The sequence below is a fragment of the Caballeronia sp. LjRoot29 genome (assembly GCF_964252755.1).
Lineage (GTDB): Bacteria > Pseudomonadota > Gammaproteobacteria > Burkholderiales > Burkholderiaceae > Caballeronia.
On sequence record NZ_CAXUPU020000049.1, the window covers coordinates 1 to 26,371 of the forward strand.

Below are 26,371 nucleotides of genomic sequence, written 5' to 3' on the forward strand. Positions count from 1 at the left end.
AAAAGCAGCAACCCGGCAATGAACCAGACCGCTAGCGCAGATCCCGTGCAACCCGGCATTGAATCCGACCGCTAACGCAAGAACCTGACCCCAACCCCGAATCCCGCCCACAACCTCAGAACCGCGCCCCCATCCACCCCTGAGTGCGAACGAAAAACCCGTTTCATGTACGCACCCTCCGCCGATTATCGATCCACATGCGAGCCCAGCGAGCAGCATAAGCAATGGCGAGATCGGATTCGAAGAAATAGTCGAGGGCATCGAACACATAAGCCCGCTTCTGCAGCGACGCTTCATCCTGAATCACGAGATTGGCGGCGAACAATCCGCTTGGCAGCGCTTGTGCCGCGGGAGCGACTTCATAACCCTTGTAATGCATGCTTGTTTTACCTCCGGTGCACAATGCAGTGACTTGCATATGCACCAGATTAACCAGCCTCGTAAAACAAGTGAAACAAGCATTTGGCAAAAGCAAACCCATCGACGCCAGGGATTAGAAAGAAGAAAACGCTGCGAAGCATGTGCTCATGAGGACACGCTTTCAGTCAAGCAGCCGCGTCTTGCGGCACGCTGAAGTCCGACAGTATTTCATCGCGCAAACGCACGAACGCGGCGTCGCTACGATTGCGCGGCCGTTGCAGGTCCACCTTCACCACCTTGCCAATCCGCCCCGGCCGCGCCTGCATGACCACCACGCGGTCCGCGAGGAACACGGCTTCATCAACGTCGTGGGTGACCAGGATCATCGTGATCCGCTCGTGCTCCCAGATGCGTCGTAACTCGTTTTGCAGACGGCTGCGCGTGAGCGCGTCAAGTGCGCCGAACGGTTCGTCGAGCAGCAGCAACTTCGGCCGGTTCACAAGTCCGCGCGCAATAGCCACGCGTTGCGCCATGCCGCCCGAAAGCTGATGCGGATGATGCTTTTCATAGCCCTTTAACCCCACCAGCGCAATATGCTCGGCAACCGCACGTCGATTCTCTTCCTTGCTACGCCCCGAGTTCTTCAACGCCACCGCAATGTTCTGCTCCACGTTGAGCCACGGAAAAAGCCGGTGATCCTGAAACACGATACCCCGCGCAAGATCAGTCGTGCGGATGCGTTCGCCGCTGAATTCGATGTCGCCATCGAACTGATCGTCGAGCCCGGCAATCAGGCGCAGCAGCGTCGACTTGCCGCATCCACTTGCTCCCACGATAGCCACGAACTCGCCGCTTTTAACCTGCAGGTCGATGCGATCGAGTACAGGCACTGAGTGGTCATCGCCGGCAAAACGCTTCGTGACGTGATGCAGGTTCAGCTCGCTTGTCTGGGTAACGGAAACAGTCGCCATGATGTTATGGACTCTTTATGAAAGATGGAAAATTCTCGATCAAGCGGCCGGATCGCGGAACCAGCGTTGCTGGATGGCACGGGCTAGCGCATTCAATGCCCACCCGGTAATGCCGATCACGATCACGCCAAACACCACGAGGTCCATGCGGAACTGTTCGCTGCCATCGACCAGCGTGTTGCCGATGCCGCTCCCCGCGACCAGCAGATACTCCGCACCGAGCGTCGCAAGCCACGAATAAATCAACGCAAGATAAATGCCTGTGAAGATGGACGGCAACGCAGCGGGAAGCACAACATATCTGACCGTTTGCAACTTGCTGTAGCGAAACACGCGGGCAACATCGAGCAGTTCAGGTGAGACCGCCCGGATACCATCGCTGGTATGCGCAACCACGGGCACGAGCGCAGCAAGCCAAAGGAAGACGACCTTCGCGACATCGCCGAGACCGAACCATACCGAGATCAACGGTATCCATGCAAACAAGGAGACTTGCTTGAACGCATTGAAGCTGGGTCCGATCAGCCGGTTCGCGAAGGGTGAGACACCAAGCAGCGAACCCAGCAAGAGCCCAAGGCTTGCGCCAAGGGTGAAGCCTGTCAGCTCGCGGGCAAGCGATGCGGAGAGCGCGCGCCACAGCGCACCAGTTCTCGCTTGATCGATAGCCGTGTGCAACACCTGAGCGGGCGAAGTCATCATGCCGTGCCCGGCGACTACGTGACGTGAGACGAACCACCACGCGAAGAGGGCGGCAACCGGGATGACCCAGGCGCGCCAGCGTCCGTCTTTGCCCGGTTCATCCGGCGCTGCAATAGCCCCGGAGCCGGTTTCAAGTTCAAGAGACGGCGTGGACATGTCGATACTCCTTCAGGCGAGCCGCGTGGGCGATAACTTGTGTTCGAGAAGAGTCAGCAAGCGATCAGCGGCATACCCAATTGCTCCCACGATCAGCACCGACGCCAGCACCAGGTCAAGCTGGAACAGCTGCCGTCCATACACGATCAGATAACCGAGCCCTTCCGATGATGCCACCAGTTCGACCACGACCAGCGTAAGCCATGCCTTTGTAAAGGCGAGGCGAATACCCGTTCCGATGACCGGCACGGCCGAGGGCAGGATCACGCTGAAGATGGTCTGTCGGCGTGAGTATCGAAAGACTCGGGCAACGTCGAGATAGGCGGCCGGGGTCCGGCGAAATCCCTGCAGCGTGCTCAAGGTGACGGGCACGAGCGCGGCATGCCCGATCAGCAAATACTTCAACGGCTCGCCTATTCCAACCACGATCATGAGAAACGGCAGCCAGCCCAGCACCGGCACCTGCACGACAGCATTGAAGCTGGGAAGGATGTAAGCCTCGGCTGTGCGCGACAGTCCCAGCCACGCGCCGAGCAGCAAGCCGAGCACGACGCCACCTGTGAAGCCCACCGCGATCCGCGACAGGCTCGCGCCAATGTGCATCCACAGTTCGCCACTGCTGGCGAGGCCGGCGAGGGTTTCGAAGACGAGCGTAGGCGACGGCAGAATCTGCGGCGAGATCCAGCCGTAGTGTGAACCGAGGACCCACAATACAGCCAACGCCACGGGCACGAGCCACGGCAACGCGCTCCAGCCAAGCGATCGCACGACGCTCGCGGTGTGACCGTGGTTGCCATCGAGCGAAACCCGTTGGCCTGGATTCAGAGTGCGAGCGATGCTGTTCGCCATGACCGGATTCTCCAGAAAAATTCAAGCGTTCACGATGCCAGCGGCTTGCCGGAGGGATCGAAACGGGGCCAGTAGTTGTCGAGTTTCAGCGTCTTCAAGGCCTGATCGAGATACTTCGGTTCGAACCAGCCATTCACGCTCACGGGCTGACGGATCAGGTTCAGGCGCAGCGCGTCGTCGGCCACGGCCTGATAGCGCGCCACAATAAACGGATCGATCAACGGCGAGGTGCGGTCCTTGAGCGTCTGGTTTGCATACTCGGATTGCCACGATTCCACCGGCACGCCGCTCTTCGCCCACAGCGTGAAGAGCGCATCGCGATTGGCTTCGTCCGATGACCACTGAGCCGCTTGTACGACCGACGTCACGACTTTCTGCACGATGTCGGGATGGTCATGCTCGAAGTCGTCGAGAACCAGCAGATGCGATTGACGCGTGAACTGCAGGCCGCCGTCGCGCGACGCGTAGATGATCTTCGCGAGACCTTGCCGTTGCAGTTTGAAGAGCTTGAAGTCGAGGAAAACCGCATCCACGCCCTTCGATGCAAGCGCGGCTTGCGAGGCAGCTTCGTCGAGATTGATCACGCGCAGATCGCGTTCGGAAAGGCCATTCGCTTTCAGGACGTTATCGACTACGAGTTGCAGGTTGGTGCCGCGAAAGATGGCGACGCGCTTGCCCTTGAGATCCTTGATGCCCTTGATGTCGGAGTCGGGCGGCACGGCGAGATAGACGCCGGTGCGCACGCCCGATTCGACCAGCAATTTCGTTTTGAGGCCGTTTGCTCGGCCGAGTACGGCGGGGAGATCGCCCTGATAGGCGAAGTCGATCTGATGATTCGCCAGCGCTTCGTTGACGGCGGGCCCGGCGCCTTTGAAGAACAGCCATTCAACCTTGACGCCATCAGGTTTGAGCGCATCTTCCGTGCGGTGCTGCAATTGGGCCGTCGCTGCCGGCGAGCCCCCGAACACGGGTGGATCGCCGTAACCTTGCGTCGCCACGCCGATGCGGACAACAGCAGGCGCGGCGGCCAGGGCACTCGTGGCGGCAACCATGCCCAGCGTGACAATGAGGGAATGCAGAAGAGAACGTGGGGTCATCGAATTTGCGGGGGAAGGGGTGAGAACGGCAGCGCAGCGTGGCCGCGTTGCCGAAGGTCGAATGTCGAATGCAGGATCAGTTCAGCGCAGGCGCACCACGCAACACGCGGCTGCGGCGGCCGTCGATACCCACGGGCACATCACCATGCACCGTTGCGCGCCGGACGACGCGCCGCGCGCTCTCGTCGTAATCCGCTACGGCGTAGTGCTGAGTTGCCCGGTTGTCCCAGATCGCTACGTCACCCTGCGTCCAGCGCCAGCGCACTGTGTTTTCGAGGCGCGTCACGTGGTCGTGGAAAAGCTCTTTCAGGCGATCGGAATCGCGCTGTGACAAGCCGACGAAGCGCTGTACGAAATGTCCCAGCACGAGGGTCCGTTCGCCCGTTTCCGGATGCACGCGCACGACTGGATGTTCGGTTTCATAGACCGTCGACGTGAACTGTTCGCGATAGGCCAGCTCGGCGTCGGTGGCGGGCGCGCTGCGGGTCGCCGCGTAGTCGTAGGTATTCGTATGAATAGCCCACAGGGAGTCCGCCAAGGCACGCAGCGGGTCCGGCAGACGGTTGTAGGCCTCAGCAGTGTTTGCCCAGACCGTATCGCCGCCAGCGGGCGGAATCACGACGCCTCGCAGGATCGAGATCTTTGGATACGCTTCGACGAAGGTCACGTCCGTGTGCCAGGAGTTGGCGCGCGTGCCGTTCTTCGAATCGAGTTCGAGCAGCCGATTGCTGCCGGCAACCGATGGCACTGTTGGATGTGCGACGGTTTCGCCGAAGCGGGCGGCGAACGCTTCCTGCGCGGCGTCGTCCAGATGCGACTGGCCGCGAAAGAAGATCACCTTATGCCGCAGCAACGTGGCGTTGATTGCTGCGATGGTTGAGTCGGCGAGATCCGGCCCGAGGCGCACGCCCCGGATTTCGGCGCCAATCCGGCCACCCACTGGATGGACGTCGAGGTCCAGCGCGGTTGAGGATTCGACGGCAATGGCAGGCGTGGCGATGAGGGTCATCGGGTGCTCCTTGGGGAATCGTTGTGTATTTGTATGCTTGCGCGCTGGACAGGTGGCAGACACAGCGGCATTAAATTGAAGCATCCGTGCGCGGGCGCGGCAACGAAGCGATTGGACTTTGCTTTACACACCGGACGTGGGTCGTTTATGAAGGACCCTCGACGAAATGCCGTGAAGCGCTGGCTTAATTGGTCTGGAAGTTGTGGGGATGGATCGATACGTTTCTATTCATCATCAGATATGCAAATGAATAAAAGATGGTTTCGGTATGTCCGGGATTGTCCTACCTTGTACTTAGCGGGTAGGCCGTACCGGAAGCGTTCAAGGAGAACTGCGATGTCTGAACCGAAAGCCATTTTTAGGAACTGGGGCAGTGAGGTGCTGCGGCACTGGCGTGAGCGGCGGACGCTTGCTGCGGATCAATCGCACGGGGCGGCGCGGGAGCCTTATGACCTTGAGAGGATAGCGACGTGTGCGTGCAGCGGGTACTTCCATACGGGTTACGCGTTGGATCCGTTTGTTTTTACGCCGGAATTGCCGTTTAGGGATTAGATGGTGGTTTTTGCTCGCAGGGGGAGGTTTGCTGGCGCCGGTGGACCGGGGAGGTTTGCTGGCACGATGGGTCCAGGTTTTGTTATTCGAGTGCCAGGTTTCTGCGTTAGCGGTCGGGGTCAATGCCGGGTTGTTGCTTTCCAGGCTAGTGGTTTACTTAGGCTCGCTAATCTCTTTATCACTATTAGCCACTGCGCGTGGCGGCGCGTCATTTCTTTGTCCAAAGCGACAAAGAAACGAAGCAAAGAAAACGCTTTCACCTCTCTACCCTAAGTGTCCACAGCGTGCAGTTTTGATTCATGGGTGCCCCAAAAGCACGGTGCTCGCAAGAGCGGAGGATGTTTGAACCCCTCTTTCTCGCGAATCCTGACAGTAAAACGCTTCGCCCCGTACGCTCTCGGGCAAGCACCCGTGTTCCACGAACCCGCACGGCCTCACGCACTCTTATGGGTGCGGTTCTTCGCGGGTTAGCTGCTCCGGTTTGCGCTGTCATTTTCGGGGGTTGGGCCTTACGCATTCTGCAGCCTCGTTTCTTGGCGGGTTATAGAGATAGTTCGGCATGCATACAAATTTGGAGGTCGGTTTTCCGCGGATAGCGCGGGGTGCTCCTTGGGCAGGTTCAGTCGCTAGTGCTTGCCCGAGAGCGTACGGGGCGAAGCGTTTTACTGTCAGGATTCGTGAGAAGGAGGGGTTCAAACATCCTAAGCTCTTGCGAGCGCCGTGCTTTTGGGGTACCAATGAATGAAAACCGCACGCTGTGGACACTTAATTTTTAGAGAGGTGAAAGCGTTTTCTTTGCTTCGTTTCTTTGTCGCTTTGGACAAAGAAATGACGCGCCGCCACGCGCAGTGGCTAATAGTGATAAAGAAATCAGCTAGCACTAAACCCGCGAAGACCTAGAAAGCAGCAACCCGGCATTGACTCAGACCTGCAACCCAAGAACCAGGCAGCCCGACCGACCCCAGAACCACACCCCGACCAAACCCATCGCGCCAGCAAACCACCCCAGTCCACCGGCGCGAGCAAAACATCACCGTGAAATGGTCCCCGACCCCTGACGCAAATCCAGATCACTCAACGCATCCCGCGCATTAAACGCCAGCGCGAACTGCGCAGCCTGCCGCCCAACCGTCGCCAACTGCTCCGCCACTTTCGGGTCCGAGCAAGAATCCATCGTCTCGAAGCGGGTCTCCAGCGAATTTACAGCAGCCCCGTACGGTGTCGGCCATCCCCGCAACGCATGCACGATCGAACGCAGCGACGTGAGCACGGCACCACCGCCTTGCCATCCATAAGCCGTCACCACGCAACCCACAGCGCGGCCGTCGAGGTACGGACGCTTATCGTCGCGAAGCTCCTCAAGCGTATCAAGCGCATTCTTGACTAGCCCCGACACCCCGCCGTGATACCCCGGCGTTGCAATAATCACTGCATCCGCTTCGCGCACCGCCTCGATCAGTTCGAGCTGTTCCGCCGTGCGTTCGCCATGTTCCGGCGCATAGTGCGGCAGCGAGTGCAGGAACGTTCCGCCAAACAGGCGCGTGCGCGCACCATCGGCTTCAGCACCTTTCAGCGCGATGCGAAGGGCGCGTTCAGTCGACGAAGCCGCGCGGGTCGTGCCGCCAATGCCGACCACGAGCGGCCGGCGAAATTCAAAGCTCTTCAACGAAATACTCCCAGGAGTGCAGCGGGGCCGCATTTGGCCCACAGTTCGTACGCAAGAACGCCGCAGCGTATTTGGTGACGCGATCACACAATCGCCACGCATGGATCATGCCGCCATCTTATCCACCGATTTTGCGCGATGGAACCGAGCTTTGCTTGAATCGATATGAGCATTCCATATTTCGACCCCATCCAATGCCCACGCCGGCCCCGCCCCGTAACCTACATACGGATAAGTAATTAGCCTTGCGCAATAGATTATTAAGCCGCGACGCGGGTTACGTTAAACTTTCGCCTCTCGCGAACCAGGGATGAACGGCGGTCGGCTGCCCGAGCACACTCGCTCAACGGGAAGTCCGCCGCTTTTTTTGTTTACATGATCGAAATACGCAATCTGTCGCAACGCTTCGCAGGCCCAAAAGGCTGGATCGAAGCGCTGCATAACGTCAATTTGACGATTCCGCCCGGCGAAGTATTCGGCATCATCGGCCGTAGCGGCGCCGGTAAAAGTACGCTGGTCCGCACCATCAACCTGCTGACGCGGCCAAGCGAAGGCAGCGTGATCGTGGACGGCCGCGACCTTACCACGCTGCCCGCCGCGCAATTGCGCACGGCACGCCGTGACATCGGCATGATCTTCCAGCACTTCAATTTGCTGTCGTCGCGCACGGTGTTCGACAACGTCGCGCTGCCGCTCGAACTTGCCGGCATGAAGCGCAGCGAGATCGAATCCACCGTGTTGCCGCTGCTGGAACTCGTCGGGCTGACCACGCAAAAAGATCGTTATCCTGCCCAGATCAGCGGTGGCCAGAAGCAACGCGTCGGGATCGCCCGGGCGCTCGCCAGCAAGCCCAAAGTGCTGCTCTCCGACGAAGCCACGTCCGCGCTCGATCCCGAAACCACACGCTCCATTCTTGATCTGCTGCGCAAGATCAACAAGGAACTCGGCCTGACGATCGTGCTGATCACGCACCAGATGGACGTGATCAAACAGGTCTGCGATCGCGTGGCGGTGCTCGATGCCGGCCGCGTGGTCGAGGAAGGCAATGTCGTCGATGTCTTCATGCAGCCGCATCACGAAGTCACGCGCGCGTTGATCGGCGATGTGATCGCGCATGAATTGCCGCCAGCGCTGAAGCTGCGCGTGGCCGAGCGGTTGAAAACCGGCAGCGGTCATTTGTTGCGGCTCGCGTTCACCGGCTCCGGCGTCGACCAGCCGATTCTTTCCGAAACAATCCGCCGCTTCGAACTGGATTTCAACATCCTCCACGGCCAGATCGACGAGATCCAGGGTCAGGCATTCGGCTCGCTGGCGGTGCTCGCGGCCGGAAAGCCGGCGAACGTGGCCGAGGCCATTGCGTATCTGCGTGAACAAGGTGTGGTGGTAGAGGAGATGTCCCATGTTGAGTGAAATGTTCGATATGTTCGTCCAGTCGTTCTGGGAAACGCTCGTGATGGTGGGCATTTCCGGACTGGTCGGCGCGGCTTTGGGGCTGCCGCTCGGCGTGCTGCTTTATCTCACCGACCGCGATGGCGTATTGCGTAATCTCGCGGTGAACCGGGTCATGGGCGGCGTCGTGAATGCAGTGCGCTCGACACCGTTTATCATTCTGCTCGTCGCGGTAATCCCGTTCACGCGGCTGGTGGTGGGCTCGTCGATCGGGACCATGGCGGCAGTCGTACCGCTGACGATTGCAGCTGCACCGTTCATCGCGCGATTGGTGGAAACCGCGTTGCGCGAAGTCGATCGCGGCCTGATTGAAGCAGCGCAAGCGATGGGCGCAACCACTAGCCAGATCGTCTTCAAGGTGTTGTTGCCTGAGTCCCTGCCGGGCGTGGTTGCCGGTTTGACGATTACGTTTGTATCGCTGGTCGGGTATTCGGCCATGGCCGGTGCGATCGGCGGCGGCGGTCTGGGCGACCTGGGCATTCGCTACGGGTATCAACGATTCTTGCCGGAAGTGATGCTGACCGTGGTGGTGATCCTGATCGTCTTCGTGCAACTCGTGCAGTCGTTCGGCGACTGGCTCGTGCGCCGTCTCAGCCACAAATAAGTCTCTATATAAAGCTCAAAGGGTAGTCCATGCAACGTCGATTCATTCTCAAGCTGGCCGCTGTTTTCAGCGCAACGGCATTGCTCGCTAACGTCGCGCAAGCCGACGAAACCATCAAGGTCGGCGTGACCGGCGGTCCGCACGCGCAGGTAATGGAAGTGGTAAAGCAGGTGGCCGCGAAGAATGGCCTGAACATCAAGATTGTCGAATTCGCCGATTATGTCCAGCCGAATGCGGCGTTGGCATCGGGTGATCTCGATGCCAACAGCTACCAGCACGCGCCGTATCTCGATGCACAGGTGAAGGACCGCGGCTACAAGCTGATCAAGATCGCCGATACCGTCACGTTCCCCATGGGCATCTATTCGAAGAAGTTCAAGACGCTGGCAGAGTTGCCGGTGGGCGCGCGCATCGCCGTGCCGAACGATCCGACCAACGGTGGGCGCGCGTTGTTGCTGCTGCAAAAGAACGGCTTGCTGAAGTTGCGCGCGGATGCGGGCTTGAAAGCGACGCCGCTTGATATCGTCGATAACCCGCGAAAGCTGAAGATCGTCGAACTGGATGCTGCCCAAATTCCGCGTTCGCTCGCCGACGTCGACGCCGCCGCGATCAACACGAACTTCGCGATGGAAGCCGGGTTGAAGCCGAAGCAGGACGCGATCGCGATTGAAGATCCGAACGGCCCGTACTCGAACATCATCGCGATTCGTGCGGTCGACAAGGACAAGCCGTGGGTGGCAAAACTCGTGGCCGCCTATCACTCGCCGGAAGTGAAGCAGTTCATTGAAGCGAAGTATGCGGGTGCGGTGATCGCGGCCTGGTAAGTCCGGGCTCAGGCAAGACGCCGTAACAAAATCATGCGCGCTCTCTCCCTTACGGGTTGGAGCGCGCAGTCGTTTTAGCACGGCCAAAATCACGCCCATTCAGCCCGCCAAGGGTAAACGCCGATATTTTTCCACCCTGGCAGAAAGCAGGCAGAAGGCTTTGCCTTCTTATACTGGCGGCACATTAGAACAAGATGCCGGATTGCCACGGATAGAAGGAGACGTTTTTCGATGCAGTTTTCCCACCGCTTTTTCACGCTCGCTTGCACCCTGGCCGCGCTTTTGTGCGGTACGCCCGCTCATGCGGAAAAGCTGACGCTGATGGCGGGAGGCACCTCCAAGATCGTCTATCTGCCTTTGATCCTTGCGTCACAACTCGGCTATTTCAAGGACGAAGGGCTCGAATTCGAGATCCTGTCGCAACCGGCCGGCGTCGATACCGCGACGGAACTCCTCGCCGGCGCGATCCAGGGTGCGGTCGGTTTCTACGATCACACGATCGACTTGCAGAGCCGCGGCAAGGACGTTGAAGCGCTCATGGTGTTCAGCAAAAGCGCGGGGCTGGTCGAGCTGGTATCGAAGAGATCCGCGGCAGGTTTCAACACCATGGCCGACGCGAAAGGCAAGACGCTGGGCGTGACGGGACTGGGTTCATCGACGAACTTCCTGACGCATTATCTTGCTGCCCGCGCCGGGTTGACGCCGAAGGAATACTCGGTGTTGCCGGTGGGTTCTGACGACAGTTTTATCGCGGCGTTGAATCAGGGCGGTATCGATGCCGGCATGATCGAGGAGCCGGTCGCCAGCCGGCTGCTCGCCAGCGGCGACGCGAAGGTGCTGGTGGACATGCGCAGCGCCGCGGGCACGGTGGCGGCGCTGGGCGGCCCGTATGCCGGCCCGTGTTTCTACGCTCAGCGGAGCTGGGTCAACTCGCACCCCGATGAAGCGCAGAAGCTCGTACGCGCCATGGTGCGCTCGCTCGCGTTCATTGCGAGCCATAGCGCCGAAGAGATAACGGCCAGGGTGCCAAGCGATTTTTACGGACCGGGACAGGGCAAGGCGCTGTATATCAGCGCGCTCAGGTCCTCCATGCCCATGTTTACGAAGGACGGCCGGATGCCGGACGGAACGCCCGCAGCCGTGCTGAAGGTGCTCACGCTCGCCAACTCGTCGATCGATCCGCGTCATATCGATCTGTCGAGGACCTACACGAACGAGTTCGTGGACCATGTGCAGCTCGGCGCGAAGTAGCAACGAAACAATAACGAAGGCAACAACGTGGAACCGGCAACCCATTTCCCCCTATTCGAAGCGATGCAATGAAAGCGATACGCATAGAACAGTATGGCGGACCCGAAGTGCTGATTCGTCAGGATATCGAAGTTCCTCAGCCGGGGCCGGGAGAAGTGCTGGTCAAGGTAAGATGCGCCGGTGTCAACTTCATGGATATCCATACACGCCAGGGTAAATACAAAGCGTCGCGCACGTACCCCGTGAGCATTCCCTGCACGCTTGGCATGGAAGGTTCCGGCGATGTAGTTAAAACCGGGGCGGGCGTGACGTCGTTCGAATTGGGAGAGCGGGTTGCGTGGTGCATATCGTGGGGCGCTTATGCGGATTACGCGGTCGTGCCGGCCGCGAAGCTCGCGCGAATCCCCGACGCAATTCCGTACGACCTCGCCGCTGCCGCGATCTTCCAGGGATCGACTGCGCATTACCTGATCGACGATGTCGGCCATGTCAGCGCGGGCACCACGTGCCTGATCCATGCGGCGTCTGGCGGTATCGGTCAGTTGCTGGTGCAGCTTGCCAAGCGTCGCGGCGCGACGGTGTTTGCCACCACCAGCAGCGAGCAGAAAGCGGACATTGCCCGCAAGCTCGGTGCGGATCGCGTGATGCTTTACGACGATGGACACTTTGCTGACCTTGTGCGCGAAGCGACTGGCGGCCGGGGCGCGGATGTGGTCTACGACGCGGTCGGCCGCACGACGCTGCGCGACAGTTTCCGCGCTACGCGCGTGCGCGGACTAGTCGTGAACTATGGCTCGGTGTCGGGTTCATTGAACGACCTAGATCCCATTGAACTGGGTGAAAGCGGATCGTTGTTCCTGACGCGTCCGAGGCTGGCCGATCATCTGGCCGACGCGGAAACGGTCCAGCGCCGCGCCGACGATGTCTTTGCGGCGTTAGCCGACGGCTCGCTGAACATTGCCATCAGTGCCCGCTATACGCTCGATAACGTTGAAGAGGCGCATGCCGAACTTGAGGAGCGCCGCCAGTTGGGCAAGTCGGTTTTGATGATTGGATAAGTACCATCAATGCGTCCGTCGCAGCCGCGCCGGTCGTTGTTAATTGTTGTTGAATGCAGTGACTGTTGTCGTTATTTTTGCGCCGGCACACCGCATCCTTTGAGAAGGTCAAGTTCATGTCCTCACACGCTATGTCTCCAACCGATTCGAAATTCAAGTCGGTATTTCGGGTTGTCAGCGGCAATTTCCTCGAAATGTACGACTTCATGGTCTACGGCTATTACGCCTCGGCCATCGCCAAGACCTACTTCCCGAGCGGTAACGAATTCGCGTCGCTGATGCTTGCGCTGTCCGTGTTTGGCGCCGGATTTTTGATGCGTCCGATTGGTGCCATCGTGCTCGGTGCTTATATCGATCATCACGGACGACGCAAGGGTTTGATCCTCACGCTCGCGATGATGGCCGCTGGCACTTTGCTCGTCGCGGTGATTCCGGGGTACGCGACCATTGGCGTGTTGGCGCCGATCATCGTGTTGCTCGGACGTCTGCTGCAAGGCTTCTCGGCCGGCGTGGAACTCGGGGGCGTGTCGGTGTATCTCTCCGAGATCGCGACCAAGGGCAACAAGGGCTTTTATTGCTCATGGCAGTCCGGTAGCCAGCAAGTGGCCGTCGTGTTCGCTGCGTTGATCGGCGTGAGCATGAGCAAGATTTTGCCGCCTGACCAGATGACGTCGTGGGGATGGCGCGTGCCGTTCATCATTGGCTGCCTGATCGTGCCGTTCCTGTTCATCATTCGCCGTTCGCTGCAGGAAACCGATGAATTCCTCGCGCGCAAACACCACCCGAAGATGGCTGAGATCATGAAGTCGATGGTCTCGCACTGGGGCATCGTGCTTGCCGGCATGGGCATGGTCATCATGACGACCGTGTCGTTCTACATGATCACGGCTTACACGCCGACCTTCGGTAAAGAGGTGCTCAAGCTTTCGTCGATTGATGCGCTTGTGGTGACCGTGTTCGTCGGCTTGTCGAACCTCGTTTGGCTGCCGCTCTCGGGTGCATTGTCTGACCGCGTCGGCCGCCGCCCGGTGCTGCTGTTCTTCACGGTACTGACCATCCTCACGTCGTATCCGGCCGTGCAGTGGCTGGTTGCCGATCCGTCGTTCCTGCGCTTGCTGGGCGTCGAATTGTGGCTCTCGTTCCTGTACGGCAGCTACAACGGCGCAATGGTCGTGGCGCTTACCGAAGTCATGCCCGTCGAAGTTCGCACGACCGGCTTCTCGCTGGCCTATAGCCTGGCGACGACCATCGGCGGATTCACGCCTGCCATCTCCACGTACCTGATTCACGTGACCGGCAACAAGGCGGCGCCGGGTGCATGGATGGCCGTTGCCGCGGTCTGCGGGTTGATCGCGACGCTGGTTTTGTATCGATCGACGGAAGCGCGCGGCCAGTACAAGACCGCGTGACGGGCAGCGCTCAACACCACCGCGCGCATGGCCACGCCCGAGCGATATACACTTCGCCTGAGGGCCGCGGCGCGGCGCGGCGTGAAACGGTTTACGCCATGCGCATGCCGGGCTGACGGCCAATGCCCATGCATAACGCGGTGAATGTGATGAAGCTACTGCTGGTCGAGGACAATGAGGAACTGGCTCATTGGCTCGCTAAGATCCTGGAAGATGATGGTTTTGTGCTCGATCGCGTCAGTGACGGCGACGCGGCCGACCGGTTCCTGCGCACCACGCGCTATGACGTCGTGCTGCTCGATCTCAACTTGCCGAATTTATCCGGCAAGGGCGTGCTGCGGCGGTTGAGAGAACGCGGCGACGACACCCCGGTATTGATCCTGACCGCAAGCGGCTCAGTAGATGAAAAGGTGATTTGCCTGAGCGCCGGCGCGGACGATTACGTCGTCAAGCCGTTCGATGCACGCGAGCTGGTCGCGCGGGTCAAGGTGCTGGTGCGGCGTCAACTGCCTTCGCGCTCGAACAGTATGCGCTGCGGCGACCTTTCCTACGATATCGACCGGCGGCAGTTCTCAGTAGCGGGCGACGTTTTAAGCCTGACACCACGAGAGCACGCCGTGCTCGAGACCTTGATCCTCAAGGCCAAGAAGACGGTTTCCAAACCGATGCTTGCCGATTCGCTCGGCAGCTCGACCACCCACACGAGCGAAGACGCCATCGAGATTTACGTCTCGCGGCTGCGCAAGAAGCTCGAGAAAAGCACCGCCACCATCATCACGCTCCGGGGTTTGGGTTATCTGTTGCAAGCCAGCAGCGATGACGAATAGCCTGCGCCTTCGGCTTCTGCTGTGGTTGCTGTTGCCGCTGACGGTCTATGTGCTTGCCGCGGGTTACATGGCCCGCGAGGGCGCGCAGAAAACCGCGAGCCTGATCCAGGACAATGCGCTGCTTGCGTCCGCCCGCGTGATGGCTGGCGACGTGAAATGGGACGACAGTTTCTTGCATGCCGACATTTCTCCGAGCGCTATCGAGATCCTGAGTTCGCCCTATGGTGACCGGGTATTTTTCCGTATCCGCGCGATTGACGGGCCGGCGATTGCGGGCACATCGGATCTTGAGCAAGTCGAGCCCCCGAGTTCACCTGGCTGGTACGACACCGAGATCGATGGTCAGCCGGTGCGGGCAGTTTCCATCATCCGGCCGATGTACGACTCCGGTGAGAGCAAGCGCATTCTTGTTTCGGTGGGCCGTACGGAACTGGAGCGCGATGCATTGGCGACCGAGTTATGGCGGCCGCAATTGCTGCATTTCGCGGAGATCATTGCGATTGCAATTGTGCTGGTGTGCGTCGGCCTGACGTTTGAGTTGCGGCACCTGATGGCACTGACCAATGACGTTCGCGACCGTGCGCCGAACGAACTCGTGCCGTTGCGCTCGGAGCATCTTCAGAGCGAGTTGCGGCCCATTGTGGATGCGATAAACCAGTGCATTGCCAGGATCGAACGGCAGACTGCCATGCAGCGGCGTTTCATTGCGCATGCTGCGCATCAGTTGCGAACCCCGCTGACGTTGCTCGGTGCGCAACTGCAATATGCGCGGCGCCACGATGATCTCGCCACCGTCAAAGAGACGCTTTTTGCCATGCACAAGAGCAATGGAGCGCTGGTGTCGCTGACGAATCAGTTGCTGTTGCTCGCGCAAGCGGAGACTGCTGACTACAGCCATTTCGAAGGTGAGCGAGTCGATTTGCGCGAGGTGGCAACCACCGTGATTGAAGAGCTGGCGTTGCTGGCGCAGCGTCGTGGAATTGAGTTGGCTGCGCAACTTGCCGACGATGCGATCGTACTAGGAAACGCGCGTTTATTATCGGTGCTGGTTTTTAACCTGGTCGATAACGCCATTCGATACACGCCTGCATCGGGGCACGTTATGTTGTTGATCGAGCGGCGCGAGAAGGCGATTGTGCTCGTTGTCACCGATGATGGTCCCGGCATTTCAGCCGATGTCCGTGATCGTGTGTTCGAGCCGTTCTTCAGGGCTTCGGGGGAAGAGGGTAGCGGGCTGGGTCTTGCAATAGTGCGTGAGATCGTGCGGGCGCACAGGGCAAGCATTAGTCTCGATGATGTCCCGGGCGGGACGGGCCTTGCGGTCGAGGTTCGGTTTTTGATTTAGCGGTTAGTGTTGGGCGTGTCGTTCGCACTTGGGGTTTTTGGGGGGCGGGGCTAGGTTTTGGGGTTGGTCGTTGGGGTCAATGCCCGGGGGTAGGTTCCTGCGTTAGCGGTTCTGGTTCAGTGCCGGGTTGCTGCTTTCCAAGTCTTCGCGGGTTATACGTTAGCTGATTTCTTTATCACTATTAGCCACTGCGCGTGGCGGCGCGTCATTTCTTTGTCCAAAGCGACAAAGAAACGAAGCAAAGAAAACGCTTTTAACAGCACTACCCTAAGTGTCCACAGCGTGCAGTTTCTATTCATTGGTGCCCCAAAAGCACGGTGCTCGCAAGAGCGGAGGATGTGTGAACCCCTCCTTCTCGCGAATCCTGACAGTAAAACGCTTCGCCCCGTACGCTCTCGGGCAAGCACTAGCGACTGAACCTGCCCAAGGAGTACCCCGCGCTATCCGCGGAAAACCAACCTCCAATTTGTATGCATGCCGAACCATCTTTTAAACCACCGAGAAATGGATCTGCAGAATGCATAAGGCCTAACCCGCAAAATAACAATGCAAACTGATAGCTAACCCGCGAAGCCCCACAGCGGCAAATACGCGTGAGGCCGTGCCGGTCCGTGGAACACGGGTGCTTGCCCGAGAGCGTACGGGGCGAAGCGTTTTACTGTCAGGATTCGCGAGAAGGAGGGTTTCACCCATCCTAAGCTCTTGCGAGCACCGTGCTTTTGGGGCACCCATGAAATGGAACTGCACGCTGTGGACACTTAGGGTAGAGCGGTGAAAGCGTTTTCTTTGCTTCGTTTCTTTGTCGCTTTGGACAAAGAAATGACGCGCCGCCACGCGCAGTGGCTAATAGTGATAAAGAAATCAGCTAACGTGAAATGCGCGAAGACTTGGAAAGCAGCAACCCGGCATTGACCCCGACCGCTAACGCAAGAACCTACCAACCCGGGCATTGACCCCGACCACTCCCCCCAGAACCTAACCCCGGGGCATTGACCTCCACCGCCAACCCCGGAACCTAGCCCGCCCGCCCCAAAAACCCTGAGCGCGAACGAAAACCCTTCGTTATGCCTCTTCAGCCCAAGCCATATTCTCCCGCGCCATCAGCGCAGAAGACGCGGCCGGTCCAAACGTACCCGCCGTATAAGTGCGCGGACGATCATTCAGTTTCTTCCAGCCATCAAGAATCGGTTCCACCCAGGCCCAAGCCGCTTCGAGTTCATCACGCCGCATGAAGTGCGTCAACCGACCCCGCATGACATCGATCAAAAGCCGCTCATACGCTTCCGCCCGACGCTCACTAAATGCCTGCTGCAGATCCAGATTCAAGTTCACCGGCAACATATGCATGCCACTACCGGGCTCTTTAGCAAGCATCTGCAACTGAATTGACTCTTCCGGTTGCAACTGGATAACCAGCCGATTGCCATAGTTGCGCGGCCCGCTCGGAATAATCGAGAACGGCAGGTCGGCGAAGTCGATCACGATCTCCGATTGCTTCTTCTGCAAGCGCTTTCCCGTACGCAGGAAGAACGGCACGTTCGCCCAGCGCCAGTTGTTGATATGCGCGCGAATCGCGACAAAAGTCTCGGCCCGGCTATCGGACGGCACGTTGTCCTCTTCCATGTAACCCTTCACCGGCTCGCCATCGATCGCGCCCGGACTGTACTGGCCACGCACGGTATCGCGGGCAATATCGGAGACCGTCATCTTGCGCAGCGAACGCAGCACCTTGAGCTTTTCATCGCGCACGGCATCGGGATCGAGCGATACAGGCGGCTCCATGGCCACAATGCACAGCAGTTGCAGCAAGTGGTTCTGCACCATGTCGCGCAGTGCGCCAGTCTGATCGTAGAAGCCCGCACGACTGCCGACGCCCACGGTTTCCGCCACGGTGATCTGCACGCTCTTGATGTACGGCGCCTGCCACAGCGGACCGAAGATCGCGTTGCCGAATCGCAGGACCATCAGGTTCTGCACCGTTTCCTTGCCGAGATAATGGTCGATGCGATAAATCTGCGCTTCAGCGAAATGACGGCCAACCGATGCATTGATCGCTTGCGCCGACGCAAGGTCATGACCGAGCGGTTTTTCCAGCACGACGCGCGCATTGCCGTCGACGAGTCCGGCAGCCGAGAGGTTGTCGCAGATGGTCGTGAACAGGTCCGGCGCGGTCGCGAGATAAAACACGCGGCACACGTCCTTACGCGCAACTTCCGCGAGCCCCAAATAGTCGTGCGCCTGATCGATGTTGATGCGCACGTAATCGAAGAGCGCCAGGAACGAGTCCCAGGATTGCGGGTCAAGCGCCTTCTCGTCGACAAAGGGTTTCGATTGCTCTTCCACGAATTGCACGTACTGCTCGCGCGACCAGTCGCGTCGGCCGATCGCGATAATGCGCGTTTTCGGCGGCAGGTTGCAGTGCAAATGCGCCATGTAAAGAGCGGGCAAGAGCTTGCGTGCGGACAGGTCGCCGCCGCCGCCGAAGATGATCATGTCGACGGGAAGATCGGACGCGGCTAAGTGGGTTTGATTGGTCATGGTGCGTAGGAAATCGCGAGTGTGCAGTCAGAATTGCGCTCCGCGGAGCGGGCCGTTTACGACGCTAAGTATGTCGTTATACCAGTTACGCTTTAAACGAGCATGGTTCGCACATGACGCGCGGCGCGGCGGTTCACGATCGCCGGACAGGTTGAGAAAAACGTCCGACCGGTCGGGAATTCATGCAACGGCGTGCATGTAAAGGTAGTGTAAGCGTGCGGTTCGCGCCGCGCTGGCGTGATCAGACCGACCGGTGATGCGCAAAATCGATTGCGACAATCCCGGTCTTTTCTTTTTTGACACGACGCTTGGCGACTGCGGCTACCGCGCCTATTTCTTCGCAGATGCGCGCCGTTCCGGCAGCCACCTTGACTGCACCAACTGACATGGTCACGAAGCCGAAGAACTGCCGGTGCCGGCTCCGGTCTTCGCTGTAGATGCCGCCCGCAAGGCGGTCTTCCGGCGAGTAAAAACGTTTGACGTCTTCATTGAAGCGGTGAATGGCCTGCAGGCTGCGACTGCGCCAGTCCGCGCTTTGAAACAGTATCAGGAAGTCATCGCCGCCAATATGGCCGAGAAAATCGCACGCTGGTTCGCAGACCGAGCGTAACGCGGCGGCCGCCGCCTTGAGCACTTCGTCGCCTTGCCAATAACCGTAGCAGTCATTGAATGGCTTGAAGTCGTCGAGGTCGACGTAACACGCAACGAAGTCGAGACCGTTGTCGATCAACCGCTCGACATGCGAATTGATCGGCACGTTGCCGGGAAGAAACGTCAGCGGATTGGCATAACGCGCCGCTTCCAGCCGGATGTCCGTCACGGCGCGCACCAATCGCTCGCCGGTCGCGAGTCCCACGTAGCGGCCTGCGTCGGTGATGATGAGACCATCGGAGAGATAACGCAGGTCGTCGTTGGCAAGCATGTGCGCGACCTGTTCCAGCGTGGCATATCGTTCGACCACCAGCGGCGCCGGATTGGCAAACTGGAGGCAGGGGCGCTTGCCGAAAAGCTCGCGATGATATGGCAGCGCGTACTGGTCCATGAACGCGCGGCGATTGATCAGCGCGACTGGCCGCCCATCGTCGATGATCGCAACCGCGTGCAACTCCGGCGCCACGTTGAACAGGTCGACTACGTGATCGTTGCGTGCGTCCAGCGGCAACGAGGGTGCGAGAATCAGCATCCGGTCGAGTTCGAATCCGTTCGCGCCGGACTCACGATGCGTGTGCGTATGCGAGGGGTAGACGGTGATCCGCGACGACCGCAACAAGTGCTGGATAGGCGCGGGCAACGCACGGCTTGGCAGTGCCGCCGGGCGCCCCAGCAAGAATCCTTGCCCATACGTAATGCCCAGGTCGCGGACGATTCCCAGATCGGCCGGCCGCTCGATACCCTCTGCAACCAGCTCGGCGCCGCTGGCTCGTGCAAACGCGAACATCGCTTTGACCGCCTCGAATTTCAGCGGATCGAGCGCAATGTTGTCGATGAAAAACCGGTCGATTTTGACGTAGTTGGGTGCGAGCCGTACCCAGAGATTCATGCTCGCATTCGCGCTGCCGTAGTCGTCGAGTGCGAACGCGGCGCCGCTCGTGCGTAACGCACGAACGGTCGCATCGAAACGATCGAGGTCGGCAATGACGCTCTGCTCGGTCAATTCGATCACCACGCGTTCGGGCGCAAGTTCGCTTGATCCGAGCAGACTGGCAATGCCGTTGTCTTCGCCCACGCACGCATCTATGACGGCGGCGCTCGCGTTGACGAACAGCAGGCCGGCGCCATGGAGGCGCGCAAAGGACTCGCAACAGACCTGTGCCGCCGCAATCTCCAGCCGATGTGCCGCGCCTTCCTGCTGCGCCTGTGCGAACAAGCCGCGCGGCGTCTCGAGCCAGGTGTCGGCCGGACCGCGGATGAGACCTTCATGTCCTGCAATCTCGCCATCGGCAAGGCGCACGATTGGCTGGAATACCGCCCATAACGCACGATCGGCAATCAACGCGTCGACGGTTGACGGCGCGCCGTGGGTCACATGGAGGGTAGAGAATTGCATTGGAGTCCCGTTGAGCTGATTGGCTTAACGGCGCGACACTGGACTAGTTGAATGAACCTTTGATGACGAGGCGCACCAGGGAGGTGCGACCTTGCAGATTGTTAGTTAGTTCTCGCCTTTACGCCGGTGCACTTGCACGCGTGCACCGGATTTGAAACGTCATGAGGCAGGCGTTCCATGCACTTGCCGCGCTGCTTCAGATCACCATCGACAGCCCAAGCGTGAACACCAGCGCGGTCACCGAGATGATCGTCTCGCACACGGTCCAGGTCTTGAACGTCTGCGTCACGGTCATGCCGAAGTACTCCTTGACCAGCCAGAAACCGCCATCGTTCACATGTGAGAGGATCAGCGACCCCGCGCCCGTTGCGAGCACGAGCAGCTCGGGGCGCACGCCCGTTGCGGTCGAGGCGGCGGCGGCCGCGATCGGCGCGATAATCCCCGCGGCCGTGGCCATGGCAACCGTCGCCGATCCCGTCGCCACGCGGATCAACCCGGCGACCAGCCACGCCAGGATCAAGAGCGGCACGTGCGCGCCTGTGGCGACATCGACAATCGCTTTGGAGGCGCCGCTGTCGATCAGGATGCGTCCGAAGCCCGCTCCTGCACCCACCACGAGCGTGATGCTGGCCGTAGGCGCCAGACACTCGTTCGTGAACCTGAGGATCGAATCGCGATTGAAACCGCGCGCCGAGCCGAACGTGTAGAAACTCAACAGCACCGCAAGCAGCAGCGCCATATCCGGATGCCCGATCAGGCGCAGCACGTCATTGGCCGTCGACTTCGCCGGAGCGATCAGGTCAGCCCAACTGCCCACCAGCATCAGCAGCACCGGCAACAAGACCGTCAGCAGCGTTATACCGAAGCTCGGCAGTTTCCGCGTGGCGCGTGCGGCATCCTGCTCGATAAACTGCTGCGCCATCGGGTTGACACCCTCGAGCACGACGAACCTGGCGATGAGTTTCGAGAACAGCGGTCCGGCGATAATCGCGGTAGGAATGCCGACGATCAACGCGTAGAAAATCGTGTGACCGATGTCCGCGTTATAAGCCGTCACAGCCAGCAACGCGGCCGGGTGCGGCGGGATCAATCCGTGCACGACCGAGAGGCCGGCGACCATTGGAATGCCGACGCGGATCATCGACGTGCCGGTACGCTGCGCCACGTTGAACGCGATCGGAATCAACAGCACGAAACCGACTTCGAAAAAGACCGGCAGGCCGACGAGGAACGCGATGCACATCATTGCCCAATGCACATTCTTTGGCCCAAACAATCCGATCAGCGTTTGCGCGATGCGTTCTGCGCCGCCGGATTCGGCCATCATCTTGCCGAGCATCGTACCGAGCCCGACGACGATCGCAATATGCCCGAGCGTTCCGCCTACGCCGGTTTCAAACGACTTGAGGATGGATGTCATCGGCATGCCGACGGCGAGCGCGAGTGCGACCGACACGACCATCAGCGTGATGAACGGATTGAGCTTGAATCGCGCGATCAGCACGACCAGCGCGATGATCGCGACCAGCGCGTAGACGAGTAACAGACTTCCCTGGACAGTCGCCATGGAGGCTCCAAAATAGCGGTGGGAAAAACCGGTCGAAAAAGCCGGGCCGTCGAGCCGCTTCGGACAACAACGGGTCCGGCATACCCGGTTAGAACTTGTGCCGGATACCCACGACGCTGACGAACTGACCGTTGTTGCTGGACGGATTCGTAACGCCTTCGACCCATGCCTTCGAGCCGGACGAACGCTGGTAAATGCCGTTCACATAGACGTCCGTGGTCTTCGACAGGAAGTACTCACCGCCCAATGCGAGCTGGTTGTAATGCGCATTGGTCGCCGTCCCCGAACTGCTGTTCTGGCTCGTGTAGATATAGCCGAGCGACAGCAGCGTGACGGGCGTGAACTGATAACGCACGCTTGCTTCATAGTTCGCGAAACGCAGGCTGCCACCCGTTAGGAGGTCGAAATGCGAGTTCGTGTACAGCAGCGCGACGGTCGCCGGCCCGAACGCGTAGGCGCCGCCTGCACCCCATACCTGATTGCGCGCGACGTTGCTGATGATCGACGAACTGGTGCCGTAGTAGTTGTCCGATGGCGCCGCGCCGGCCGTGTTCGACGCCGGGCGATTGACCAGCGAGTAGGCCGCGTCCAGGCGCACCGGTCCCGCGACATAGTCCGCGCCCACGCTCCAGGCGCGGTTGTTGGCGAAGTCACCGGCCGTGTTGGAGAACGCGTACATGGCGTTGGCGGTGAAACCCGAGAACGTCGGCGTGGTGTATTTGACGGCGTTGTCGGTGCGGTAGGTGTTGTTGAGGTCGTCGTTGTCGTAGATCGCATTGCCGTACTGGCTCAGGGCGCCCACGCCATTGATCTGCAAGTTCGAGAGATAGTCCTGCGCGCTGTTGTACTGACGCCCAAGCGTAAGCGTACCTACGCGGTCGTTGGCCAAACCCACCCATGCGCTGCGGCCGAACATGCGTCCGCCCTGGCCCGACGCGCCGGATTCCAGGCTGAAGCCGTTCTCGAGCCTGAAGATGGCCTTGTTGCCACCGCCCAGATCCTCGCTGCCCAGCAAGCCCCAGCGCGACCCTTGCACATTGCCTTGAGTCGCCTGATACGCGCTGTTGCCTTTTTGATTATTGGTGTACGTGAAGCCGGCATCCACAATACCGTAGAGCGTCACGCTGCTTTGGGCCAAAGCGGCTTGCGCAACGCTTCCGGTTACGGCGACGGCCACGGCCGTGCGAAGGATCTGCTTATGCATCTGGTTTCCTCTGGTCGAAAGAAGGGCATCCATCGATGAATTTTTGTTCTCTTCGATGGAATAAGGATTACTAAACGTGCAAGGCAAAGCGACGCCGGAGAAATCCGGCGTATCGGTCATACAAAAAATCAGGTTCGTCCGGCTACTCGGTCCGGCTTCTCAGTCAGCGTGCTTATTCAGGCCAATTCCGCCGGCCGGCGCCACGCCGCGCATCGCGCTGGAAAAACGGGGTGATCAGCGGATCTGGCGCTTGCTGCGCGCGCTCGAGTTCTTCGAGCAGGCGTTCAAGTACGCTGTGCTCCTGGCCCGGATGCAGATTGCACGGATCGATGAAGAAGAAATTCAGTTCGGCCTCGTGATCGCGAACAATCACCGGTACGCTGCCCGTGGGCGGATGGGCGAGGGCATCGGCCAGATCCCATGCGCTGATGCGCGCTTCACTCAGATCGATAGACAGTTTCAGGCGATCGAGCGGATTGCCGGTCGGATCGGCGTCGATCTCCGCGCGCACGCCAAGGCGAGCATTCAGTGCTTCACGCCACAACTCAAGATAACCGCGCTCGCGGGCGCGCACCGCTGCATGATCGCGCTGCTGCCATTGCTCAAGCGCGGCGATGGCACCGGCAATCCCTTCCTTGCCCACTTTCATGCCACGGCCAATGCCGCCATTCTGGAAATAGGCGGCACGTACCAGCGTTTTCTTGCCGGCGACAATACCCGCAGTCGGACCGCCGAGAAACTTGTGCGCCGAATACAGCACGAGATCGGCGCCCGCGGCAATGAAACGCGTGAGGTCATATTCCGACGCCGCATCGACAATAACGGGCACACCCTTCGCATGCGCGAGAGCGATAAATTCTTCCACATGGATCAATCCGAACTGGACCGTGTGATGCGAGACTACATAGAGCGCCGCGGTCGTGCGCTCGTTGATCGCAGCGGATAGCTGGTAGCCATGCGACTCCGTGGCCGCTCCCACCGGCACGACGCGAGCGCCGGCGAGCCGGATCGCCTGATCGATGGGTGCGCCATAATTGACAAGGTGGCCCGTTTGCACGACGACCTCGTTGCGCAGTCCGGTTGTATCGGGCAATCGTTCGATCAGTCCGGTGTCGTCGCCGGTCATGGTCGCAGCAATCCCGAGCGTGATCGCAGCCGAACAGGACGCCGTGACATAGCCGCTTTCGCTGCCGCAAGCCTGCGCGATCACGGCCGACGCCTTGCGCTGCAAGTCGTCGATCTCGACGAACTGAGGCAGGATGGCAGCCATGGCTTCAATGACCGGGGCCGCGACAATAGACGCACCCAGGCTCGTCATCGTGCCCGACACATTGATGACCGGGCGTAGACCAAATCGGGAATAAATATCCATCGTGCGGCTCCTGACATTCCTTTATTGTGGAATATATGTTGTAATTGTGTATTAGATTATCATACGATGCGCTTGCGTCAAACTGTACAAAAACATTCAGCCTCCAGGATCGCGATGGCCGCCAAGCCCAGTCAAAACAAGCAGGAACCGCAGCCAGTCGAGCAGGCCGCGTCCGAGGTTCCAGCCACGTCGCCCCGCACGCGCACGAGCGCCATCGACCGGGCCGTGCAGATTCTCGACGCGTTGCAGGAAACCAACCGTCCCACCACGGCGTATGAGATCGCGCGTCTGGTCGGAGCGCCGTTATCGACGGTCTATTCCATCATCAACGATCTGGTGGAGAAGAACCTGCTGGCCCGTACGCCCGAGGGTGCAATCTGGCTCGGTTCGCGGTTGTACGGGTACGGGCTGACGTACGCCAGTTCGCTCGACTATCTGGCGGTCGCGCACGAGGAGATGAACCGGTTGTCGGCCCAGGTCGGAGAGACGGTGCAGGTCTGCGGACTCGAAGAAGGGATGATGGTCGTGTTGCAAATGGCGGAGGGGCCAGGGCATTTTCGCGTGACCTCGCGCGTGGGAAGCCGCGTGCCGCTCAACTGGACTGCATCAGGGCGGTTGCTGGTGGGACATCTGCCGGACGCCGAGCGGGTCGCTTATTTCGAGCGCTATGCGAAACCGTCGCCCACTGCGCGCGCCGAGACGCGTCCCGCCGTGCTCGCGAAAATGGCGCGCGAAGCGCTGGATGCGCACCTGTCGATCCAGATCGGGGAATCGGATGCGTCTGTAGCGTGTCTGGCCGCGCCCGTACTCGATCAGGCAGGAGACTGCGTGTTCACCATATCGATCGTGATGCCGGAAGCCAAAGCGCTTCAGAGTACTGAACGTTTTGGCGATGAACTGAAGGTCGTTGCCGCACGCATTGAAGCGCGGCTCGGCTGGCAGCGCCGCACGCCTGATTCGATCGGCTAGGCGCCGGTTAGCGGGTTATCCGGTATTTGAATTCTGTCCTCAACACTTGAAAGAGAACTAACGCAACATGGGATTTTCGACTGAGATGAACTGCTATGAACGACTGCAGGCGCGCGGCTTAAAACTTCAGGACGTGCCCGCACCCATAGGCAACTTCACTCACTGCACACGCGAAGGCAACCTGCTGTTCTTGTCGGGACAAGGGCCACTCGATGCAACAGGCCATCTGATGACGGGCAAGGTCGGCGATACCGTCACCGCCGATGAAGCGTACGAACACGCGTTACTCGTGGGTCTCAATCTGTTGTCGGTGCTGCATGTGGAACTGGGTGATTTGAGCCGGGTAAAACGCATTGTGAAGCTGCTCGGCATGGTCAATGCAACGCCGGATTTCGCCGATCACCCGCGCGTGATCAACGGTTGCTCCGATCTCTTCGTCGATGTGTTCGGCGATGCGGGACGGCACTCGCGTTCTGCTGTCGGCGTGGGGTCGTTGCCGGGCAACATCACGGTAGAGATCGAAGCTATTGTTGCTGTTCGCGACTGAT

General features: G+C 59.7%; 23 protein-coding genes. 11 read left to right on the top strand and 12 right to left on the bottom strand.

What is annotated here, in order from left to right; translation table 11 throughout:
- Nucleotides 1-163: 163 nt before the first annotated feature.
- The 6 genes from ACSQ83_RS32900 to ACSQ83_RS32925 all read right to left on the bottom strand — a co-directional run bounded on the left by ACSQ83_RS32900 (nucleotide 164) and on the right by ACSQ83_RS32925 (nucleotide 5,141).
- Entirely contained in the window at nucleotides 164-379 is a 216-nt protein-coding gene (locus ACSQ83_RS32900; protein ID WP_414953525.1) for a hypothetical protein, read from the bottom strand.
- 166 nt (nucleotides 380-545) lie between these two features.
- A complete protein-coding gene (locus ACSQ83_RS32905; RefSeq protein WP_436230994.1) occupies nucleotides 546-1,331 on the bottom strand; it encodes an ABC transporter ATP-binding protein in 786 nt (261 codons plus the stop codon).
- Nucleotides 1,332-1,370: 39 nt separating this feature from the next.
- Nucleotides 1,371-2,186 carry an ABC transporter permease gene (locus ACSQ83_RS32910; protein ID WP_436230995.1) on the bottom strand — a complete coding sequence of 272 codons (816 nt, stop codon included), beginning with the start codon at nucleotides 2,184-2,186 and terminating at the stop codon, nucleotides 1,371-1,373.
- 12 nt (nucleotides 2,187-2,198) lie between these two features.
- A complete protein-coding gene (locus ACSQ83_RS32915; RefSeq protein ID WP_436230996.1) occupies nucleotides 2,199-3,035 on the bottom strand; it encodes an ABC transporter permease in 837 nt (278 codons plus the stop codon).
- Nucleotides 3,036-3,064: 29 nt separating this feature from the next.
- Entirely contained in the window at nucleotides 3,065-4,132 is a 1,068-nt protein-coding gene (locus tag ACSQ83_RS32920) for an ABC transporter substrate-binding protein (protein WP_436230997.1), read from the bottom strand.
- Between the two features lie 76 nt (nucleotides 4,133-4,208).
- Entirely contained in the window at nucleotides 4,209-5,141 is a 933-nt protein-coding gene (locus tag ACSQ83_RS32925) for a TauD/TfdA dioxygenase family protein (RefSeq protein WP_436230998.1), read from the bottom strand.
- A gap of 336 nt (nucleotides 5,142-5,477) precedes the next feature.
- Here ACSQ83_RS32925 and ACSQ83_RS32930 point away from each other — a divergent pair, with 336 nt between their 5' ends.
- A complete protein-coding gene (locus ACSQ83_RS32930) occupies nucleotides 5,478-5,693 on the top strand; it encodes a hypothetical protein (protein ID WP_414953531.1) in 216 nt (71 codons plus the stop codon).
- Between the two features lie 1,030 nt (nucleotides 5,694-6,723).
- On the opposite strand, the gene ACSQ83_RS32935 is transcribed toward ACSQ83_RS32930, so the two are convergent.
- Nucleotides 6,724-7,392 (bottom strand): NADPH-dependent FMN reductase, encoded by a 669-nt coding sequence (locus ACSQ83_RS32935; RefSeq protein WP_436230999.1) that lies wholly within the window; start codon nucleotides 7,390-7,392, stop codon nucleotides 6,724-6,726.
- 342 nt (nucleotides 7,393-7,734) lie between these two features.
- Between ACSQ83_RS32935 and ACSQ83_RS32940 the strand changes: the two genes are divergently transcribed.
- From ACSQ83_RS32940 to ACSQ83_RS32975, 8 genes are all read left to right on the top strand, one after another.
- On the top strand, nucleotides 7,735-8,769 hold the full coding sequence (locus ACSQ83_RS32940; protein WP_414953533.1) for a methionine ABC transporter ATP-binding protein: 1,035 nt from the start codon (nucleotides 7,735-7,737) through the stop codon (nucleotides 8,767-8,769).
- Nucleotides 8,759-9,412, top strand: coding sequence for a methionine ABC transporter permease (locus ACSQ83_RS32945; RefSeq protein WP_089160441.1), 654 nt, complete (start codon nucleotides 8,759-8,761; stop codon nucleotides 9,410-9,412). Before ACSQ83_RS32940 ends, ACSQ83_RS32945 begins: the two co-directional genes overlap by 11 nt.
- Nucleotides 9,413-9,441: 29 nt before the next feature.
- On the top strand, nucleotides 9,442-10,236 hold the full coding sequence (locus tag ACSQ83_RS32950) for a MetQ/NlpA family ABC transporter substrate-binding protein (RefSeq protein WP_414953534.1): 795 nt from the start codon (nucleotides 9,442-9,444) through the stop codon (nucleotides 10,234-10,236).
- Nucleotides 10,237-10,467: 231 nt separating this feature from the next.
- Entirely contained in the window at nucleotides 10,468-11,487 is a 1,020-nt protein-coding gene (locus ACSQ83_RS32955) for an ABC transporter substrate-binding protein (protein ID WP_414953535.1), read from the top strand.
- A gap of 68 nt (nucleotides 11,488-11,555) precedes the next feature.
- The gene (locus ACSQ83_RS32960) at nucleotides 11,556-12,545 is read left to right on the top strand and encodes a quinone oxidoreductase family protein (RefSeq protein WP_436231000.1); all 990 of its coding nucleotides are present in this window, start codon (nucleotides 11,556-11,558) and stop codon (nucleotides 12,543-12,545) included.
- Nucleotides 12,546-12,661: 116 nt separating this feature from the next.
- Nucleotides 12,662-13,954, top strand: a complete 1,293-nt coding sequence (locus ACSQ83_RS32965) for an MFS transporter (RefSeq protein WP_414953537.1) — start codon at nucleotides 12,662-12,664, stop codon at nucleotides 13,952-13,954.
- Nucleotides 13,955-14,103: 149 nt separating this feature from the next.
- Complete coding sequence (locus tag ACSQ83_RS32970; RefSeq protein WP_414953538.1) at nucleotides 14,104-14,781, top strand: response regulator; 678 nt, start codon at nucleotides 14,104-14,106, stop codon at nucleotides 14,779-14,781.
- A complete protein-coding gene (locus ACSQ83_RS32975) occupies nucleotides 14,771-16,126 on the top strand; it encodes a sensor histidine kinase (RefSeq protein WP_436231001.1) in 1,356 nt (451 codons plus the stop codon). The genes ACSQ83_RS32970 and ACSQ83_RS32975 overlap by 11 nt, the downstream gene beginning before the upstream one ends.
- Nucleotides 16,127-17,188: 1,062 nt before the next feature.
- Here the strand turns inward: ACSQ83_RS32975 and zwf are convergent.
- The 5 genes from zwf to ACSQ83_RS33000 all read right to left on the bottom strand — a co-directional run bounded on the left by zwf (nucleotide 17,189) and on the right by ACSQ83_RS33000 (nucleotide 24,854).
- Nucleotides 17,189-18,664 (bottom strand): glucose-6-phosphate dehydrogenase, encoded by a 1,476-nt coding sequence (gene zwf, locus ACSQ83_RS32980; protein WP_436231002.1) that lies wholly within the window; start codon nucleotides 18,662-18,664, stop codon nucleotides 17,189-17,191.
- A gap of 241 nt (nucleotides 18,665-18,905) precedes the next feature.
- Nucleotides 18,906-20,711: an EAL domain-containing protein gene (locus tag ACSQ83_RS32985; RefSeq protein WP_436231003.1), complete on the bottom strand. Its 1,806-nt coding sequence runs from the start codon at nucleotides 20,709-20,711 to the stop codon at nucleotides 18,906-18,908.
- A gap of 196 nt (nucleotides 20,712-20,907) precedes the next feature.
- The gene (locus ACSQ83_RS32990; protein ID WP_436231004.1) at nucleotides 20,908-22,278 is read right to left on the bottom strand and encodes a GntT/GntP/DsdX family permease; all 1,371 of its coding nucleotides are present in this window, start codon (nucleotides 22,276-22,278) and stop codon (nucleotides 20,908-20,910) included.
- Nucleotides 22,279-22,366: 88 nt separating this feature from the next.
- The gene (locus ACSQ83_RS32995) at nucleotides 22,367-23,482 is read right to left on the bottom strand and encodes a porin (RefSeq protein WP_414953543.1); all 1,116 of its coding nucleotides are present in this window, start codon (nucleotides 23,480-23,482) and stop codon (nucleotides 22,367-22,369) included.
- Nucleotides 23,483-23,654: 172 nt separating this feature from the next.
- Nucleotides 23,655-24,854: an aminotransferase class V-fold PLP-dependent enzyme gene (locus tag ACSQ83_RS33000; RefSeq protein ID WP_436231005.1), complete on the bottom strand. Its 1,200-nt coding sequence runs from the start codon at nucleotides 24,852-24,854 to the stop codon at nucleotides 23,655-23,657.
- 114 nt (nucleotides 24,855-24,968) lie between these two features.
- On the opposite strand from ACSQ83_RS33000, the gene ACSQ83_RS33005 reads away from it, so the two are divergent.
- Both ACSQ83_RS33005 and ACSQ83_RS33010 read left to right on the top strand, forming a co-directional pair.
- Nucleotides 24,969-25,823 carry an IclR family transcriptional regulator gene (locus ACSQ83_RS33005; protein WP_414953545.1) on the top strand — a complete coding sequence of 285 codons (855 nt, stop codon included), beginning with the start codon at nucleotides 24,969-24,971 and terminating at the stop codon, nucleotides 25,821-25,823.
- 85 nt (nucleotides 25,824-25,908) lie between these two features.
- A complete protein-coding gene (locus ACSQ83_RS33010; protein WP_414953565.1) occupies nucleotides 25,909-26,370 on the top strand; it encodes a RidA family protein in 462 nt (153 codons plus the stop codon).
- Nucleotide 26,371: the final 1 nt, after the last annotated feature.

What these genes read in the sequence shown, in the direction of transcription:
- ACSQ83_RS32905 (WP_436230994.1), bottom strand. Translation starts at nt 1,331, where the DNA reads ATGGCGACTGTTTCCGTTACCCAGACAAGCGAGCTGAACCTGCATCAC.
- ACSQ83_RS32965 (WP_414953537.1), top strand. Translation starts at nt 12,662, where the DNA reads ATGTCCTCACACGCTATGTCTCCAACCGATTCGAAATTCAAGTCGGTA.
- ACSQ83_RS32975 (WP_436231001.1), top strand. Translation starts at nt 14,771, where the DNA reads ATGACGAATAGCCTGCGCCTTCGGCTTCTGCTGTGGTTGCTGTTGCCG.
- ACSQ83_RS32935 (WP_436230999.1), bottom strand. Translation starts at nt 7,392, where the DNA reads ATGCGGCCCCGCTGCACTCCTGGGAGTATTTCGTTGAAGAGCTTTGAA.
- ACSQ83_RS33000 (WP_436231005.1), bottom strand. Translation starts at nt 24,854, where the DNA reads ATGGATATTTATTCCCGATTTGGTCTACGCCCGGTCATCAATGTGTCG.
- ACSQ83_RS32925 (WP_436230998.1), bottom strand. Translation starts at nt 5,141, where the DNA reads ATGACCCTCATCGCCACGCCTGCCATTGCCGTCGAATCCTCAACCGCG.
- ACSQ83_RS32930 (WP_414953531.1), top strand. Translation starts at nt 5,478, where the DNA reads ATGTCTGAACCGAAAGCCATTTTTAGGAACTGGGGCAGTGAGGTGCTG.
- ACSQ83_RS32945 (WP_089160441.1), top strand. Translation starts at nt 8,759, where the DNA reads ATGTTGAGTGAAATGTTCGATATGTTCGTCCAGTCGTTCTGGGAAACG.
- ACSQ83_RS32910 (WP_436230995.1), bottom strand. Translation starts at nt 2,186, where the DNA reads ATGTCCACGCCGTCTCTTGAACTTGAAACCGGCTCCGGGGCTATTGCA.
- ACSQ83_RS32960 (WP_436231000.1), top strand. Translation starts at nt 11,556, where the DNA reads ATGAAAGCGATACGCATAGAACAGTATGGCGGACCCGAAGTGCTGATT.
- ACSQ83_RS32985 (WP_436231003.1), bottom strand. Translation starts at nt 20,711, where the DNA reads ATGCAATTCTCTACCCTCCATGTGACCCACGGCGCGCCGTCAACCGTC.
- ACSQ83_RS32955 (WP_414953535.1), top strand. Translation starts at nt 10,468, where the DNA reads ATGCAGTTTTCCCACCGCTTTTTCACGCTCGCTTGCACCCTGGCCGCG.
- ACSQ83_RS32940 (WP_414953533.1), top strand. Translation starts at nt 7,735, where the DNA reads ATGATCGAAATACGCAATCTGTCGCAACGCTTCGCAGGCCCAAAAGGC.
- ACSQ83_RS32920 (WP_436230997.1), bottom strand. Translation starts at nt 4,132, where the DNA reads ATGACCCCACGTTCTCTTCTGCATTCCCTCATTGTCACGCTGGGCATG.
- ACSQ83_RS32900 (WP_414953525.1), bottom strand. Translation starts at nt 379, where the DNA reads ATGCATTACAAGGGTTATGAAGTCGCTCCCGCGGCACAAGCGCTGCCA.
- ACSQ83_RS32950 (WP_414953534.1), top strand. Translation starts at nt 9,442, where the DNA reads ATGCAACGTCGATTCATTCTCAAGCTGGCCGCTGTTTTCAGCGCAACG.
- ACSQ83_RS33005 (WP_414953545.1), top strand. Translation starts at nt 24,969, where the DNA reads ATGGCCGCCAAGCCCAGTCAAAACAAGCAGGAACCGCAGCCAGTCGAG.
- ACSQ83_RS33010 (WP_414953565.1), top strand. Translation starts at nt 25,909, where the DNA reads ATGAACTGCTATGAACGACTGCAGGCGCGCGGCTTAAAACTTCAGGAC.
- zwf (WP_436231002.1), bottom strand. Translation starts at nt 18,664, where the DNA reads ATGACCAATCAAACCCACTTAGCCGCGTCCGATCTTCCCGTCGACATG.
- ACSQ83_RS32990 (WP_436231004.1), bottom strand. Translation starts at nt 22,278, where the DNA reads ATGGCGACTGTCCAGGGAAGTCTGTTACTCGTCTACGCGCTGGTCGCG.
- ACSQ83_RS32970 (WP_414953538.1), top strand. Translation starts at nt 14,104, where the DNA reads ATGAAGCTACTGCTGGTCGAGGACAATGAGGAACTGGCTCATTGGCTC.
- ACSQ83_RS32995 (WP_414953543.1), bottom strand. Translation starts at nt 23,482, where the DNA reads ATGCATAAGCAGATCCTTCGCACGGCCGTGGCCGTCGCCGTAACCGGA.
- ACSQ83_RS32915 (WP_436230996.1), bottom strand. Translation starts at nt 3,035, where the DNA reads ATGGCGAACAGCATCGCTCGCACTCTGAATCCAGGCCAACGGGTTTCG.